The organism is Amycolatopsis acidiphila (assembly GCF_021391495.1).
Lineage (GTDB): Bacteria > Actinomycetota > Actinomycetes > Mycobacteriales > Pseudonocardiaceae > Amycolatopsis_E > Amycolatopsis_E acidiphila.
The window spans coordinates 7,929,656-7,945,924 of record NZ_CP090063.1 but is presented as its reverse complement, the minus strand read 5'-3'; the positions used below and the strand labels follow the sequence as shown (position 1 = coordinate 7,945,924).

Genomic DNA, 16,269 nt, shown 5'->3' with positions numbered 1-16,269 from the left:
TGCCTCAGCGCGGCCGCAGCAGGAACTCGACGACGGGCCGCAGCTCCTCCGCGGTGGGCGGCTCGTCGTCGATCAGGCCCTGGATCAGCAGTCCGTCGATCCCGGCGAGGAACGCGCGCAGCGCGACCAGGTCGTCCGGGCGGACCATCGACGTGAGCACGTCCAGCCACCGCCGCGCGGCGGGCCGCAGCTCGGGCCGGCGCGCGGCCAGCAGGTACAGCTCGTACTCCGCCATCGTGCGCCCGCGCCGCGGGCCGAGCGCCTCCGCCAGCAGCGCCGCGACCTCGTGCGCGCCGAGGCTGCCGCGCGACCGGGCACGGTCGATCGTCCAGTAGACCTCGGTCGCCATGTCCTTCGCGCACGAGATGAGCGTCGCGATGAGCAGGTCGTCGAGGCTCGCGAAGTGATACGTCGTCGACGTGGTGGGCACGCCCGCCTCCGCCGCGACCGTCCGGTGCGTCACGCCCGCCACCCCGTCGCGTTCGATCACCCGCAGCGTCGCGTCGATGATGTCCTGCCGCCGCCGCTCGCCGCGTGCCTTCCGGCCGTCCCGTTGGCTCCTCACTGCGCCGATCCCACCTCGATCAGCACCACGCCACCGATGACCAGCAGCAGCCCGCCGATCATGGTGAGATTGAAGCGCTCGTCGAGGAACAGCACCCCGATCAGCGCGACCGCGGCGACCCCCACGGCCGCCCAGACGGCATACGCGACCCCGACCGGGATGCCCATCTTCAGCACCACGGACAGCGCCCCCAAGGCGATGGCGTAGCCGGCCACCACGACGAGCGACGGGCCGAGCTTCGAGAAACCCTCGGAGAGCTTGAGCGAGATCGTGCCGCTGACCTCGGCGACGATGGCCAGCGCGAGGAGGAGGTAGGCAGCCACCGTGCCAAACTACCTGAACGATCGTCCCAGGTCTCGGCGAGTCCTACGCCACATCAATTGGTTACCCACGGGTAAGAGCCGTTAGTCTCCCGTCAACCACCACATACGGACGAAAGGCCCCGATCATGGGTGCTCTGCAGATCACGGTCGGTGTGATCGGCGTCGCCATAAGCATCGTCGCTTGGATCATGTTCGTCGCCGGCGTCTGGCGCATGGTGCGCATCATTCGCCTCGGACAACCGGACTCGACCCGCAACGGCCCCTTCGGGCCCCGCTTCGCCACGTTGATCAAGGAGTTCGCCGCGCACACGCGGATGAACAAGTTCCGCCACGTCGGCCCCTGGCACTGGATGGTGATGTGGGGCTTCCTGATCGGCTCGCTGGCCTGGTTCGAGGCCTACGGCGAGACGTTCGACCCGCACTTCCACTGGCCGGTCATCGGCGCGTGGCAGCCCTGGCTGCTGCTGACCGAGCTGCTCGGCCTCGGCACCGTGATCGGCGGCATCGCGCTCGCGATCATCCGCCAGCGCAACCACCCGCGCCGCGCCGACCGCCAGTCCCGCTTCGCCGGGTCGAACTTCGGGCAGGCCTACTTCGTCGAGGCCGTGGTCGTCATCGAAGGCCTCGGCATCCTGGGCGTGAAGGCGTTCAAGATCTCCAGCGGCATCGAGGACCCGTCGTGGTGGAGCAGCTTCGCCACCAAGGGCATCGCGGAGATCCTGCCGGCCAGCACCGCGGCGGTCACGATCACCGCGCTGGTCAAGCTGCTCTCGGGCATGGTCTGGCTCTACGTCGTCGGCCGCAACCTGACGATGGGCGTGGCCTGGCACCGGTTCAGCGCCTTCTTCAACATCTACTTCAAGCGCGAGGACGGCGGCGGCGTCGCGCTGGGCCCGCTCAAGCCGATGATGAGCGAGGGCAAGCCGCTGGACTTCGAGGAGGCCGACCCGGAGAAGGACGTCTTCGGCGCCGGCCGGATCGAGGACTTCAGCTGGAAGGGCTGGCTGGACTTCACCACCTGCACCGAATGCGGCCGCTGCCAGTCGCAGTGCCCGGCGTGGAACACCGGCAAGCCGCTGTCGCCGAAGCTGGTCATCACGCAGCTGCGCGACCACGCCTACGCGAAGGCGCCGTACCTGCTCGCGGGCGGCAAGAAGGACATGGCGGGCGACGAGGTCGGCCTGACCGGGGACAACCCGTACGCCGGGATCGACGTGCTCGCGATCGCCGAGGCCGAGCGACCACTTGTCGGCGACGACGGCGGCGTGATCGACCCGGACGTGCTGTGGTCCTGCACCACCTGCGGCGCCTGCGTCGAGCAGTGCCCGGTGGACATCGAGCACGTCGACCACATCGTCGACATGCGCCGCTACCAGGTGATGATCGAGTCGAACTTCCCGACCGAGCTGAACGGGATGTTCAAGAACCTGGAGAACAAGGGCAACCCGTGGGGCCAGAACGCCAAGGACCGGCTGGCCTGGGCCGAGGACCTGGACTTCGAGGTGCCGGTCTTCGAGGGCGAGCTCGGCGACACCGAGTACCTGTTCTGGGTCGGCTGCGCCGGCGCCTTCGAGGACCGCGCGAAGAAGACCACGCGGGCGGTCGCGGAGCTGCTGAACATCGCGGGCGTGAAGTACACCGTGCTCGGCCCGGAGGAGAGCTGCTCCGGTGACCCGGCCCGCCGCGCGGGCAACGAGTTCCTGTTCCAGATGCTCGCGCAGCAGAACGTCGAGGTGCTCAACTCGGTGTTCGAGGACCGCGACCCGCTCGAGCGCAAGATCGTGGTGACCTGTGCGCACTGCTTCAACACGCTCGCGAACGAGTACCCGCAGCTGGGCGGGCAGTACGAGGTCGTGCACCACACGCAGCTGCTCAACCGCCTGGTGCGGGAGAAGCGGCTGGTGCCGGTGGCGCCGATCGCCGACGACGTGACCTACCACGACCCGTGCTACCTCGGTCGCCACAACAAGATCTACGAGGCGCCGCGCGAGCTGGTCGGTGCCTCCGGTGCGCAGTTCCGCGAGATGCCGCGGCACGGCGACCGGTCCATGTGCTGCGGCGCCGGTGGCGCCCGGATGTGGATGGAGGAGAAGATCGGCAAGCGGATCAACCTCGACCGCGTCGACGAGGCGCTGGGCACCGCGCCGTCGAAGATCGCCACGGGTTGCCCGTTCTGCCGGGTGATGCTCACCGACGGGGTCACCGCGCGCCAGAACGACGGTCTGGCCGGCGAAAAGGTCGAGGTCGTCGACGTCTCGCAGCTGCTGCTCGAGGCCGTCAAGCGGCGGCCGCAGCCGGTTCCGGTCGCGGGTGCGCCCGAGGTCGAGGCCGAGCCGGAGTCGGCGGACGTCTCGACCGACAAGGTGGCCACCGGCACCCCGCTGCCGGACGAGGACGAGTAGTCCGTGGCAGTCGGGGGGTTCGGGCCCGAACCCCCCGACAGGGCTCGACATCCACGTTATCCTTGGTTCCTCGCAGCCATCGGTGTCCGCGGGACACTGTGACCTGCGCGAACGGGGAAGAGAAATGGGCTCAACTGGTGACCGCCAGCCGGCTGACAAGCCGGTCGGCGCGCGTGCCGGTGCCCGTTTCCCGTCGGCGAAGCAGCTCGAGAAGTTCTCCGACGAGGACCCGGTCGAGCCGATCCGGGAGAGTCGCAGCTCCCGGCCTTCCGGTGCCCGTTTCCCGAGCGAGCGGCAGCTGGAGAGGTTCGACGAGCCGGCACCGGCGGCCGCGCCCGAACCCGGACCGCCGCAGGGGCCGACGCGGGAGCCCGCGCCGCCGCTGCCCCGGTTCGCCGAGGAGGCCGAGACCGAGGAGGCCGTCGGTCCGCGTGTCCGCCCGTACGTGCTGACGAAGGGGCGCACGCAGTCCACCTACGAGCTGGCGCTCGAGACGATGGTCAACCTCCGCGCCGACGCCCGGTGGGCCGGCAGCGCGCTGAACAGCGAGTACCAGCCGGTGCGGGCGCTGTGCCTGCAGCCGGTGTCGGTCGCGGAGGTCGCCGCCAACCTGTCGATCCCGCTGGGCGTTGCCCGCGTGCTGCTGTCCGATATGGCGGAACTGGGGCTGTTGCACATCCACGGCACCGAGCGCACCGCCGAAGGGCGACCGCCGATGGCGCTCATGCGTCGCGTGCTGGACGGCCTGCAGCGGCTCTAAGATCGGCAGGTGACCGAGCGCGAGTCGCCGAAGGGCGAGAGCACCCTGACCGTTGTGCTGGCGGGTGCGGTCAACCTGGCCATCGCGATCATGAAGGCCGTCGCCGGCGCCATCACCGGCTCCGGGGCCCTGCTGTCGGAGGCGGCGCACTCGGTCGCCGACACGTTCACCGAGATCCTGCTGCTGACGGCGTTGCGCCGGTCCAGCAAGCCCGCCGACCTCGTGCATCCGTTCGGGTACGGCAAGGAGCGGTACTTCTGGTCGCTGCTCGCCGCGGTGTCGATCTTCGCCTCGGGCGCGATGTTCTCCTTCTACGAGGGCTTTTCCACCGTGTTCGGCGAGCCGAAGGAGCAGTCGAGCCCGATCGTCGGCTACATCGTGCTCGCCGTCGCGTTCGTGCTGGAGGGCACGTCGTGGCTGCAGGCGATGCGTCAGGTGCGCCGCGAGTCCCGCCAGCAGAAGCGGTCGATCCCCGCGTACCTGCGGCTGGTGGACGACCCGGCACCGAAGTCGGTGTTCTTCGAGGACTCCGCCGCGCTCGTCGGCCTGGTGCTGGCGTTCCTGGGGCTGCTGCTGCACCAGCTCACCGGCTCGGCGCTCTACGACGGTCTCGCGTCGATCCTGATCGGCCTGCTGCTGGCGGTCGTCGCGTGGAGCCTGGGCCTGACGAACCTGCGGCTGCTGATCGGCAGGCAGGCCGACCCGGTGGTGGTGCGCGGCATCCGGCAGCTGCTCGCGGGCGCGCCGGAGATCGAGGCGGTGGTCGACCTGCAGACGATGCTGCTGGGCACCGACCTGATCCTGGTCTGCGCCCGGGTGGACTTCGACGACACGCTGCACGCCTCCGACGTCGAGCGGGCCTGTGTGCGCCTGGCCGGGGAGATGCAGGAGGCCTACTCCGACGTCAGCGAGGTCTTCATCGAGCCGGTGCCACGCACGGATCCCGAGCTGCGCGCCGCGGTGCTGGCGCGCTACGGCGAGGCGGCCAGCCGTTACGGCCGCGCGGACTGACGACCTTGCCTGAAGCAGTGAATCAGTGGTTCACTACTTGAGTGCCGTACCGCCGCACCCCGCAGGTTCAGGCGCGCCTGGACGCCCAGCGCGCCGCGATCCTCGACGCCGCCGCCGAGCTGCTCGCGGAGCGCGGATACGCGGGTTGTTCCGTCGCGGCGGTGGCCGACAAGGCGGGCGTCGCCACAGGCAGCGTCTACAAGCACTTCCCCGGCAAGGCGGAGCTGGTCGTCGAGCTGTTCCGCGGCGTCGTCAACCGTGAGGTCGAGGCGGTCAGGAGGGCCGCCGAGCTGCCCGGCGACCCGGCGGAACGGGTCGTCGCCGTGTTCGAGACCTTCGCCGTCCGCGCGCTGAAAGCGCCCCGGCGCGCGTACGCCCTGCTGGCCGAGCCCGTCGACGCGCCGGTCGAGGCCGAGCGCATCGTGTTCCGCCGGGTGTTCCGCGACGTCGCCGCCGAGCACATCCGCGGAGGCGTCGGCCAGGGGTCGCTGCCGCCGCAGGACGCCGTGCTCACCGCCGCCGCGATCGTCGGCGCCGTCACCGAAGTGCTCATCGGCCCGCTCACCACGGACAACACCGACGCAGTCGCCGAGCTGCGCACCTTCATCCTGCGTGCCTTAGGAGGTTCCGATGCCCGACACCCATGAGGTTCTCAACCAGGCCCCGCCGCTCGTCGACTACGACGTGGCCGACGATGCCGCGCTGCTCGACGGGCTGCGCCGCGAGGGGGCCGGCTGGGCCGAGGACGAGGTGCACGAGCTGGGCAGGCTCGCGGGTAGCGCGCAGGGGCAGGAGTGGGGCCGTCAGGCCAACGACAACCCGCCGACGCTGCACACCCACGACCGCTACGGCCACCGCATCGACGAGGTCGAGTTCCACCCGGCCTGGCACGAGCTGATGACCGTCGCCGTCGGGCACGGGCTGCACGCGGCGCCGTGGCGGGACGAGCGCCCGGCCGCGCACGCCGCCCGCGCGGCGAAGGTCCTGGTGTGGAACCAGGCCGAGGGCGGGCACGTCTGCCCGATCTCCATGACCTACGCGGCGGTTCCCGCGCTGCGCTTCAACCCGGAGCTCGCCGACGTCTACGAGCCGCTGCTCGCCTCGCCCGAGTACGACTTCGGGCTGCGCGTGCCGAGCACCAAGCGCGGGCTGATCGCGGGCATGTCGATGACCGAGAAGCAGGGCGGCTCCGACGTCCGCGCGAACACCACCACCGCGCGCCCCGCCGGCGACGGCAGCTACGTGCTGACCGGGCACAAGTGGTTCACCTCGGCGCCGATGTCCGACCTGTTCCTCACGCTCGCGCAGGCACCCGGCGGGCTGTCCTGCTTCCTGCTGCCGCGGGTGCTGCCCGACGGCTCCCGCAACCGGATCTTCTTGCAGCGCTTGAAGGACAAGCTGGGCAACAAGTCCAACGCCTCGTCCGAGATCGAGTACGACGGCGCCGTCGGCTGGCTGGTCGGGGAGGAGGGCCGGGGCGTGCCGACCATCATCGAGATGGTCAACAACACCCGCCTCGACTGCGTCCTCGGCACGACTTCCCTGATGCGCCAAGGTGTCGTCCAGGCGACGCACCACGCCGCGCACCGGCGCGCGTTCGGCGCGAACCTCGTCGACCAGCCCGCGATGGCCAACGTGCTGGCCGACCTCGTCGTCGAGTCGGAGGCGGCGACCACGGTCGCGATGCGCCTCGCCGGCGCGACGGGCGACCCGGACCAGGCCGCGTTCCGCCGCCTCGCGCTCGCCGTCACCAAGTACTGGGTGTGCAAGCGTGGCCCGGCGCACGCCGCCGAGGCGCTGGAATGCCTGGGCGGCAACGGTTACGTCGAGGAGTCCGGGATGCCGCGGCTCTACCGCGAGGCGCCGCTGCTGTCCATTTGGGAGGGTTCGGGCAACGTCGCCGCGCTGGACGCGTTGCGCGCCATGGGCAAGCAGCCCGAGTCGGTCGAGGCGTTCTTCACCGAGGTGGAGCTGGCGGCGGGGGCGAACGCGCGGCTCGACGACGCGGTCGCGAGGCTGCGCAAGGAGCTGTCCGACCTCGACGAGATCCAGTTCCGCGCCCGGCGGCTGGTCGAGATGATGGCGCTGGTGCTGCAGGGTTCGCTGTTGGTCCGGTACGCGCCGGCCGCGGTGTCGGACGCCTTCTGCGCGTCCCGGCTCGGCGGCGACTGGGGCATCGCGTTCGGCACCTTGCCGTCCACTGTGGACACGGCGGCGATCGTCGAGCGGGCGCGTCAGAACCCGAAGTCCTGAACCCAGTACCAGCCGGACTTGGCGAGCCCCACGCCCAGCTTCTTGTCACCGAACGATAACGACCCGGAGCGCACGAATGGCGCAACATCGTTGCGCCATCGTGTCGAATACCTGCTCAGGCCACGTCTTCGAGTGCTGTTCCCTTCGTCTCACGGACGAACTTGAGCGCGAACGGAATCGAAAGGACCGCGAACGCGGTGTAGATCCAGTACGTCGTCGACAGGTTCCACGCGGCCATGCTCGGGAAGCTGACCGTCACGGCCCAGTTCGCGACCCAGTTGGCCGCCGTGCCGATCGCGAGCGCCGCGCTGCGGATGCGCAGCGGGAACATCTCGCCGAGCATGACCCAGAGGATCACGCCCCAGGACAGCGCGAACGAGATCACGAACAGGTTCGCGAACACCAGCGCGACCGGGCCCCACGCGCCCGGCAGGCTCAGCTCGCCGTTGACGGTCGCCGCGTTGCCGAACGCGATCGCGGCGACGCCGAGGCCGATCGCCATCCCGACCGAGCCGATGAGCAGCAGCGGCTTGCGGCCCACCCGGTCGATGAACGCGATCGCGATGAACGTGCCGATGATGTTGATGACCGGGCTGACCATTGAGATCAGCAGCGAGTCGGTGTTCTGCCCGACCGAGTGCCACAGCGTGTCCGAGTAGTAGAAGATCACGTTGATGCCGACGAACTGCTGGAACACCGCCAGTGCGATCCCGACCCAGACGATCGGCAGCAGTCCGAACCTGCCGCCGACGAGGTCGCGGATCTTCGAGCGCTTCTCGACGCGCAGGCCGCGGCGGATGTCCTCGAGCTTGGCGTCGACGTCCCCGCTCTCGACCTCCGCGAGCACCTTGCGCGCCTTCGCCGTCTTGCCGATCGAGAGCAGGTAGTGCGGCGACTCGGGGATCACCGAGGCGAGCACCAGGTACACGATGGCGGGAATGGCCGCGGCCCCGAGCATCCACTGCCAGGCCTCGATGCCGCCGAGTGAGCCGTTCAGGTCATGTGACCCGTCCGCGCCGGCCGGCGCCAGGTCCTTTACGACCCAGTTGACCAGCGCGGACACCCCGATGCCGAGCACGATCGCCAGCTGTTGCAGCGACGCCAGCCTGCCGCGGTACGCCGGCGGCGCGACCTCGGCGATGTAGGCCGGCCCGATCACCGAGGCGACACCGATCGCGATTCCGCCGACGACGCGCCAGATCGCGAGGTCCCACACGCTGAAGGGGAACATCGCGCCGACGGCGCTGATCAGGAAGAGCACGGCGGCCAGCTGCATCGTGCGGATGCGGCCGATCCGGTCGGACAGCAGGCCGCCGAACCAGGCGCCGACGGCCGAGCCGATGAGCGCGCTGGACACGGTCAGGCCGGTGACCCCGGCCCCGACGTGGAAGTGCTGCTGGATGCCGAGTACGGCACCGTTGATGTTGGAACTGTCGTAGCCGAAGAGGAAGCCGCCGATCGCGGCCGCCCCGGCGATGAACACGACGTGGGCGAGATGTTGTTGACCAGCTCGCTCTCCGGTCGTGGCGAGACCCATTGCCCCTGCCTCCTTGCCCTGAGGTGATGCCTCCATCCGGGCTAACGGTAGGGGTGGTCCAGTCCATACCGAACCAGCCGGGTGAAATGTTTCACCTGGTCAGCAAGGTTTCCATACGTTTTGGGTGGTTCAGCGCCAGGTGTCCACGCGATGGAAGTTCTGGTACGCCCGGCTCGGCGTCGGGCCGCGCTGGCCCTGGTAGCGCGAGCCGACCTCGGCCGAGCCGTACGGGAACTCGGCGGCGCTGGTGAGCCGGAACAGGCACAGCTGGCCGATCTTCATGCCCGGCCAGAGCGTGATCGGCAGGTTGGCGACGTTCGACAGCTCGAGCGTGATGTGCCCGGAGAAGCCGGGGTCGATGAACCCGGCGGTGGAGTGCGTGAGCAGTCCGAGGCGCCCGAGCGAGGACTTGCCCTCGAGCCGGCCCGCGAGGTCGTCGGGCAGGCTGACCAGCTCGAACGTCGAGGCGAGCACGAACTCGCCCGGGTGCAGGACGAACGGGTCGTCGCCCTCCTTCTCGACCAGCGAGGTCAGCTCGTCCTGCTGCCGGGAGGGGTCGATGTGGGTGTACTGGCTGTTGTTGAAGACCCGGAAGAACCGGTCCAGCCGCACGTCGACGCTGGACGGTTGCACCATGGCGGGGTCGAAGGGGTCGATCCCCAGGCGTCCGGCTTCGACTTCCTTGCGAAGGTCGCGGTCACTGAGCAGCACCCGCTCACCCTACTGTCACGCCGCCATGTGCCGCGCATACGTCGGGTCCAAGCGGACGATCTTCGCGAGCCGGTCGACGTAGCGGCGGCGCTCGAGCGTGCCGATCAGTTCCTGCAGCGCGGTGGCGCCGGGGATGTGGCGGCGCGCGGTCTCGGCAGCGAAGTTGACCGCGGCGGCGGTGAGCACCGCACCCTGCGTGACGAGGTCGTTGGGCAGTTCGAGGAAGTCGGCGTTGTTCTTGCCCAGGACCAGGCGGCTGATCGAGGAGTGCACCCGCGAAAGGAGCTTGCCGGCGGGGCTGGCGTCGTGGGTCGCCTGCAGTGCCTTGGCGAGGCGCTTCGAGTCCTCGTCGGGGATGAACTCGGTGCTGGCGAGCAGCCAGAGCAGGCGCCAGGCGTCATCCTCGTTGGCGGGCAGGAGGTCCTCCTCGACGCCCATCAGCCAGCCGACGTAGCGCCACAGATGCAGGATGTCGGCGCGCTCGCGGTCGGTGTAGCGGATGCCGAGGAGCTGGGTGCCGAGGACGAAGACGAGCGAGAAGAGCAGCAGGGTGCCGGTCGTCTGGACCTGGTTGACCGGACGGTCCCAGGCCTCGTAGTCCCAGTCGGGGCGCCGGTTCATGGCGGCGCGAACGTGCGCGTGCACGAGGCGGACGCGGATGGCCGAGGCGTAGCCGCTCTCGCCGCGGCGGAGCTTGCCGGGCGTGGTGACGTCGATCCACCACGCGGCGGTCTCGATGAGGCGACGGCCCGCCATATGCTCGATCTGCCCGGTCGCGACGAGGGATTTCGTGGCGCGGGAGGCGAGGTAGCCGCCCATCAGGGACATGTCGCCGAGCGGGAAGAGCCCGAGCAGGCCGGTGCGCGTGATCGCCCGGGCACCCCGCTCCAGCCGGTCGTGGTCGAGCCAGTAGGGCGCGGCCTCGACGGCCTCGAAGAACTCGCGCACCTCCCGGGGCGGGTGCCGCACCTGGCCGACGCCCTTTTCGAGCGCCTCCTCGAAGGCGGCTTTGGCTTGTGGACTGGACATGCTCGCGACGACCGCGTCGGCAAGCGGATCCTCGGCCTGGGCGTACTCCCGAAAGCGGCGAACCTGCTCGGCGGTCCCGCGAAGATCCTCCGCCGGCCCGAACAACTTGGCCGCGACCTTGAACCCGCCGTGGCGGAAGAGCTCGGGATCGGGGAGCCGCTGGTCCATGACAACAAGTGTTGTCAGTTGCCCCCGACACGTCAAGTTGTCCGGGAGGCCTCGCGAAAGGGATAGGGCGCACCGTGTATGCTTCGTGGCGCTGCGGATGTAGTTCAATGGTAGAACATCAGCTTCCCAAGCTGAATACGCGGGTTCGATTCCCGTCATCCGCTCTTCGCAGGTCAGAAGGGGTGCCACCCGATCTTGGGAGGCACCCCTTCTGCCGTCTCCAGCAACATCCCAACAACATCACTCGGCGGGCTTCTCGCGGTGCTCTTCCACCAACTTCGACAGCCGATCCGCGATGATCCGGTCCGCGTCGCTGGTCGCCCGCTGGTAGATCAGCGCCGCCCGTATGTCGTCGTGGCCCATCCGCGCCATCAGGTCACGCGTGGACATGCCCGCCTTGGACGCCCAGACGTTGCCCGCGTGCCGCAGGTCGTGGAAGTGGACCCCCTTGAGGCCGAGCTTGGTCACCGTCTCGGTCCACTTCGTGCGCTGAGCGAAGTTCGGCCGCCGCACCGGCGCGCCCGACTTCTCCAGCGTGAACAGCAACGCCTCTTGCTCCGGCTGCACGAACTTCTTCAGGTGCGCCACGATCTCCCCGCGAATCGCGTCCGGCAGGATCACCGTCCGCACCCCGGCCCGTGACTTCGGCGGCCCCGCGACCACTCCCTTACCCGGCACTTCGACGAACGACCGCGACACCCGTACCCAGCTCACGTCCTTGGCCAGGTCGCACCGCCGCAGGGCGATCACCTCCCCGAACCGCAGTGACCCGAACGCCGCGAGCAGCACCATGGCCGCGAACCGGTCGGGCATCTTCTCCGCGATCTGGAACACCTGCGCTACCGTGACGAGCGGCCGTTCCTCCGGACTCTCCTTCTCCGCGCCCGCGATCTTGCACGGGTTCTTCGTGATGATCGCGTCCGGATCCACGGCCGTGTTGAGGATGCCCCGAAGCAGCCGGTAGCACTTGGCCAGCACCGAGGCCGATACGCCGGCCTCCAGCCGATCCGCCCTCCACTGCCGAAAGGTCGCCGCCGACAGCTTCCGCAGCTCGACGCCGCCGATGTAGGGCAGGACATGCTTGCGCAGCAACCATCGGTACAGCTCGACCGTGCGTGGCCGCAGCCCCGGACGCTCTCTGATCCACCGCTCCGCGTACTCGCCGAGCGTGACCTTCGCCCGTTCCGGATCCGTCCAATCCCCGGCGACGATCAGTGCTTCCACGCCGTTCAGCCAGCGGTCAGCGTCACGCTCCCGCTTGAACCGATGCGGCGCGAAGTGCCGCTTGCCGTCCGGCCCGAGGTAGCTCGCCTGGAACTCCCCGAGCGAGGTCTTCCGGACGCTGCCGAACCGCCGCTTCCGTCCCTTGTTGTTCGGCATCAGGCAGCCCTTCCCAGGTCCTGACGGACAGACGCCCGAGTGATCGGCTCCACCCGCCCGGCCCGCACGAACGCTTCCAGGTCCTCGACCGCCAGGCGGACATGGGCACCGACCTTGTGAAACGCAATCCGTCGTTCTGCGATCAACCGGCGGACGAAGCGGACGGAGGTGTTCAGGTACTCGGCCGCCTGCTCGACGTTCAGATAATGGCTGTTCACAGCCGTTCCCCCAGTTCTCAAGCCGCCTGCCGGATTGCCGAAGTTTCTGGCTCCCCTGGTGGACTCGCGGCCAGTAGCGCCCGGTCGTACTCGGCCTTCCACGTGATCCGCTCGGCGATGGCCCGCATGAGCAGGTGCGCACGTGGGGGTGCGTCCCGATCGCCGGGGTCGACCTTGCGCCAGATCAGCCGCGAGGTGTCAACCTCCGGCTTCTCGATCCCGACGCCCGCGAGCATGTCCCGGACGAAGGCCTTGCGGTCGGCCTTGTGGTCGACCAGGGTCTTGCCGGACCACTTGCGCGACACCAGCACCCGGCGACCAGGCAAGCCCAGCGTGGTCCGGCGGTGCGTCCGCCCCTTGCAGTGCCCTGGAGTCGTGCGGCTGGTCGCGCCGAGGGGCTGGATCCCGTACAGCAGCCACACCGCACACCGAGGCGAACACGGGGTGATCGACAGCTCGGCATGCAGCCGGTCGTGGTGGTCCCGCTGCCTGGCCGAGGTTGCCTCGACCACCTCACCGGTGGACTTGGTGAGGTACTTGGTCAGGTACCCGATGTGCCGCCCCGCTTCTTCGGTGCCGCCGAGGATGCCCTTGGAGTGCACCTGCCGCCCGAAGGTGACCACGTGCGCGGGTTCCTCCGCGTCTTCTATCGCGTCCTCCCACTGCCGCAACGGTTCCCGTGTCTCGGGGTCGACAAAGGACTTCGTTCGCATGTCCCACACCGGCAGGTAGTCCCCGCCGTAGACGGGCTGGTCATGGTTGGGCCACCACACCTGGTGGTAGGTGGCTTCGGTGACCTGCCGGACGACCTCGTGCGGGATGGAGCCCCGCAGCGCGGTGTGCAGGTGCGGTGCGGCCCGTTTCTGCGGTTCCACGGTGGCGAAGTACTGCACATCCCACCCGACGACCCGGCGCAGGTTCTGCCACCACCGATCCACCAGCGACGAGAAATGCACCGCGTCGCGAGCCGCACGGCGGTAGTCATAGGTCGCCATATCGACCGGGGTGCCGTCGTCGCGGACCCGCCCATAGGTGTCGCAGGTGAGCGTGACGAACATGGACGGCCGGAACTTGCCCGCGTACTCCCGCCCCACGGTGGTCTTGGCGACCTTCCGCCGGGGCAGGTTGGGTGCGTCCTGTCGCCGCTTGGTCGATCGCTTCTTCGGTCCCTTCTCCGGCAGGTCCGGTGAGGGCAGACGACCGCGCATCCCGAGTTGTCGAAGTTCCTCGTCCACTCCCCGGATCTCGTCGCGCAGCTCATCGGCCTGGCCCTCCTCCCCGATCTCCACCGCCTCCCGATACCGCGCCACCAGGTCAGCGCGGAAGGCCATCAACTCCTTCTGATCGTCGGTGGGTGCTGCCGGGGTGAAGTCGGGTTCCTCGGTCAGGTGCCAGCCTTCCCGGCATTGCGCCATCCGCAAGGCCTTGGCCTTCTTCGCACACGGTGCACACACGCTCTCGACCGTCGACCCGCAAGGCACGGCGACGTAGCGCAGTTCGCCGGTGTCGGGGTCGCCGACCTCCATCGTGAACGGCCGGACACACACGCCGTATTTCTCGGCGGTCGCCTTCATGACCTCCGTCGACAGCGGCAACCGCATCCGCTCCGCGCGAGTCCCGCCGGCCTTCTGAGAAGGGGCCGTCATCAGGCGGCCACCCCCTGCCCGGGGTGCTTCCAGCGGTGCAGCGTGGACAGCTCCACGTCCTGCTCCACGCCGGTTGGCAGGTCCGGAAACAGGGGGCGCTCGAACCGCACCCCGCCCCACACGTGCAGTGGGACACCGGAGGCGACCCGACCGACCACAGTCAGATGCACCGACTGGTCATGCCGCATCCGCTTCGCCGTGACCGTCACACCGTCGAGAGACTTCGTCCAAAGCAGCAGAGCCGACGCGAGATCGGACAGGGTGATCTCATACAGGTGCACCGCGATCGGCTCGCGCCAGTTCGTGCACTCCACCGACACCGGCGAGGGCACGTCATGTCGGACGAGGTGCTCCCTCAGAGCGTCCAGGTAGGGCAGGACATCGTGACGGTGGTGGTTCACGCCGCCACCCCGCCCTCGTCCGAGGTCCGGCCGGGCAGGGTGAGGACCTGACCGCCAGCGACGAACGCCTCCAGGGCTTTCACGGTCTCGTCGGGCACCCAGCCCGCCCGCACGCGCAGCGGTTCCCGGAGCCCTTCGCCCCACACGTAACCGACACCAGCCGCGGACTCGTCAATGCGATTCGCCCACGCGCCGCGCTCATAGGCTTGGTCCCCGAGCACCATGGCGACATGCGACTTGGCCGTGACGCGAAGGCAGATACGGCGAGGGAACAGCTCCCGGACCGGAACCGTCTCCTTCGTCGGCTCCTGCACATATCCGCGCACGGTGAAGCCCAATGCCCGGCCCTGTGTCGTCAGCAGCGCGACCTTCTCCACGATCAAGTCCCGGGTCTTGCGGTCGGTGTACCGGGTTAGTGCCCCGATCTCGTCGAACTCGACCAGCTCCAGCGGGTTGTCCCGGCTGATCGGCACGGCCCGGACGTGTCCGGCGAACTGGCACTTGCGCTCGTCCATCGCGGCCACCAGGTCATCCAGAACCTCAAGTGCCTCCTTGGCAGTCACGGCGTAGCGATGAAAGATGCCCCGCCCGTAAGCCAGCTCCATGCCTTTCGGGTCGATCCCGGAGACTCGCACCAGGCCATCCCGAATTGCCGGAGCGATCGACGCCAGCGGGCACCACATGACCGAGTTCTTCCCTGCACCGGAGGCGCCAGCCGTGAGGGTGTGACTGCCCGAGCCGTACAGCGGCAGGTACCAGTCCTGCCCGTACTCGGTCCGCCCGGCCCACACCCGCCGCAGATCCCCCGCATCGGTTCCCGCTAGCTCCGGCACCGGCACGGCACCGGAGCGGCGAGCAGGTCACGACGCTGGAAGTCGACGGACACCACATTCGGTGCGACCTCCCGCACCTGACACCGCGACACCTTGCGTGCCGAGGCCAAGGCGCGAGCGGCTTCGTCGAAGTCCTCGGGCTTCTGGCCGGGCACCAGCTCCACCCGCACCTCGTCCCACGACGGGCCGGACTTCACTCCCCGCACTCGAGGAATCCGCACGTTGGGGTGTGAGCGGTCGCGAGTGATCTTCTTGCGGCCAACGAGGCTCACGGTCACGTCGACCGGCACCGTGTCGTCCTTGACGCTCAACCCGCAGGCGTGCAACCAGCCGGGCAGTTTTGGTGCGTAGATGGCCCAGCGCTGCCACCAGGACCGCAAGATCCGTCCGGCCCACTGGTCGAACGACACCAGGTCCACCAGCCGCCACAGACCGAGAACCGCTGAAGCCGCTGCAACAGCGACGGCCAACGAGAGCCAGCCCAGCCAGTGACACCACGCGGTCACCGTGACGACGGTGAGGCTTGTTCGGGGATGGGTCACGATCTCTTTCACGACCCAGCTCAGGCCCTTGAGTAGCCACCACAGCGCGATGAACACCACGGCAGCGGCCGCGAGAGCTTCCGCAATCGAGGCGAGAGCGCGGCCGAGCTTGTGCAGCACCCAGACCACGATCGCCAGGCCGACGCCGCCGAGGAACAGGATTCCGAAGGTGTGTGCGTTCATCGGCGCGCACCCGCCTTCGTGGTGATCAGGATGGGGAGCCTGCCCGCGCAGAAGGCGCACTCGGTGTCGCCGGGTAGCAGTCGGGTGAACTTTTTGCATGTGGCGCACCGCGGCGGGGTGCGGTCTGTTGACACGCGTTGGTTCGCGTTGTCTATGGTTTCCACTTGTCTGCTCCATCAGGGTAGACAGCGCAGGAGCGGGAAAGGGTTGGTAGCCAGGTTCCGCTTCTGCGCCTTACGTTTCCGGGATTCCGCACGAGGGCGTGTTTGATCGACACACGGCCCGCGTGCGTTGAGCGTCTACTGTG

14 protein-coding genes, 1 tRNA gene and 1 pseudogene are annotated in these 16,269 nt (G+C 69.0%); 6 read left to right on the top strand and 10 right to left on the bottom strand.

Annotation, left to right across the window (positions count from 1 at the left end):
* Positions 1-4: 4 nt before the first annotated feature.
* Together LWP59_RS39060 and LWP59_RS39055 are read right to left on the bottom strand one after the other, a co-directional pair.
* Complete coding sequence (locus tag LWP59_RS39060) at positions 5-565, bottom strand: TetR/AcrR family transcriptional regulator (RefSeq protein ID WP_144636776.1); 561 nt, start codon at positions 563-565, stop codon at positions 5-7.
* On the bottom strand, positions 562-888 hold the full coding sequence (locus tag LWP59_RS39055; protein WP_144636774.1) for a DMT family transporter: 327 nt from the start codon (positions 886-888) through the stop codon (positions 562-564). Before LWP59_RS39055 ends, LWP59_RS39060 begins: the two co-directional genes overlap by 4 nt.
* Positions 889-1,013: 125 nt before the next feature.
* Between LWP59_RS39055 and LWP59_RS39050 the strand changes: the two genes are divergently transcribed.
* From LWP59_RS39050 to LWP59_RS39030, 5 genes are all read left to right on the top strand, one after another.
* A complete protein-coding gene (locus tag LWP59_RS39050) occupies positions 1,014-3,290 on the top strand; it encodes a (Fe-S)-binding protein (protein WP_144636772.1) in 2,277 nt (758 codons plus the stop codon).
* A 124-nt stretch (positions 3,291-3,414) separates the two neighbouring features.
* Positions 3,415-4,050 (top strand): DUF742 domain-containing protein, encoded by a 636-nt coding sequence (locus tag LWP59_RS39045; protein ID WP_144636770.1) that lies wholly within the window; start codon positions 3,415-3,417, stop codon positions 4,048-4,050.
* Between the two features lie 9 nt (positions 4,051-4,059).
* Positions 4,060-5,061 carry a cation diffusion facilitator family transporter gene (locus LWP59_RS39040; protein ID WP_144636768.1) on the top strand — a complete coding sequence of 334 codons (1,002 nt, stop codon included), beginning with the start codon at positions 4,060-4,062 and terminating at the stop codon, positions 5,059-5,061.
* A gap of 41 nt (positions 5,062-5,102) precedes the next feature.
* Entirely contained in the window at positions 5,103-5,708 is a 606-nt protein-coding gene (locus LWP59_RS39035; RefSeq protein WP_144636766.1) for a TetR/AcrR family transcriptional regulator, read from the top strand.
* The gene (locus LWP59_RS39030) at positions 5,692-7,314 is read left to right on the top strand and encodes an acyl-CoA dehydrogenase family protein (protein WP_144636764.1); all 1,623 of its coding nucleotides are present in this window, start codon (positions 5,692-5,694) and stop codon (positions 7,312-7,314) included. The genes LWP59_RS39035 and LWP59_RS39030 overlap by 17 nt, the downstream gene beginning before the upstream one ends.
* Positions 7,315-7,429: 115 nt before the next feature.
* Here LWP59_RS39030 and LWP59_RS39025 read toward each other — a convergent pair whose 3' ends face one another.
* The 3 genes from LWP59_RS39025 to LWP59_RS39015 all read right to left on the bottom strand — a co-directional run bounded on the left by LWP59_RS39025 (position 7,430) and on the right by LWP59_RS39015 (position 10,759).
* The gene (locus LWP59_RS39025) at positions 7,430-8,851 is read right to left on the bottom strand and encodes a sugar porter family MFS transporter (protein WP_229857373.1); all 1,422 of its coding nucleotides are present in this window, start codon (positions 8,849-8,851) and stop codon (positions 7,430-7,432) included.
* 129 nt (positions 8,852-8,980) lie between these two features.
* Positions 8,981-9,562: a dCTP deaminase gene (dcd, locus tag LWP59_RS39020; RefSeq protein WP_144636760.1), complete on the bottom strand. Its 582-nt coding sequence runs from the start codon at positions 9,560-9,562 to the stop codon at positions 8,981-8,983.
* Between the two features lie 15 nt (positions 9,563-9,577).
* On the bottom strand, positions 9,578-10,759 hold the full coding sequence (locus LWP59_RS39015) for an oxygenase MpaB family protein (RefSeq protein WP_144636758.1): 1,182 nt from the start codon (positions 10,757-10,759) through the stop codon (positions 9,578-9,580).
* A gap of 93 nt (positions 10,760-10,852) precedes the next feature.
* Here LWP59_RS39015 and LWP59_RS39010 point away from each other — a divergent pair.
* Positions 10,853-10,923: transfer RNA gene (locus tag LWP59_RS39010), tRNA-Gly, on the top strand.
* A 76-nt stretch (positions 10,924-10,999) separates the two neighbouring features.
* On the opposite strand, the gene LWP59_RS39005 is transcribed toward LWP59_RS39010, so the two are convergent.
* The 5 genes and pseudogenes from LWP59_RS39005 to LWP59_RS38985 form a co-directional block, all read right to left on the bottom strand.
* The gene (locus LWP59_RS39005; RefSeq protein ID WP_186383168.1) at positions 11,000-12,139 is read right to left on the bottom strand and encodes a tyrosine-type recombinase/integrase; all 1,140 of its coding nucleotides are present in this window, start codon (positions 12,137-12,139) and stop codon (positions 11,000-11,002) included.
* Positions 12,139-12,357 (bottom strand): helix-turn-helix domain-containing protein, encoded by a 219-nt coding sequence (locus LWP59_RS39000; RefSeq protein WP_144636756.1) that lies wholly within the window; start codon positions 12,355-12,357, stop codon positions 12,139-12,141. The genes LWP59_RS39005 and LWP59_RS39000 overlap by 1 nt, the downstream gene beginning before the upstream one ends.
* Before the next feature lie 17 nt (positions 12,358-12,374).
* Positions 12,375-14,003 (bottom strand): replication initiator, encoded by a 1,629-nt coding sequence (locus LWP59_RS38995; protein ID WP_144636754.1) that lies wholly within the window; start codon positions 14,001-14,003, stop codon positions 12,375-12,377.
* Positions 14,003-14,404, bottom strand: a complete 402-nt coding sequence (locus tag LWP59_RS38990) for a hypothetical protein (protein ID WP_144636752.1) — start codon at positions 14,402-14,404, stop codon at positions 14,003-14,005. The genes LWP59_RS38995 and LWP59_RS38990 overlap by 1 nt, the downstream gene beginning before the upstream one ends.
* Positions 14,401-15,962: pseudogene (locus tag LWP59_RS38985) on the bottom strand (FtsK/SpoIIIE domain-containing protein). The gene LWP59_RS38990 and the pseudogene LWP59_RS38985 overlap by 4 nt, the downstream one beginning before the upstream one ends.
* Positions 15,963-16,269 lie beyond the last annotated feature (307 nt).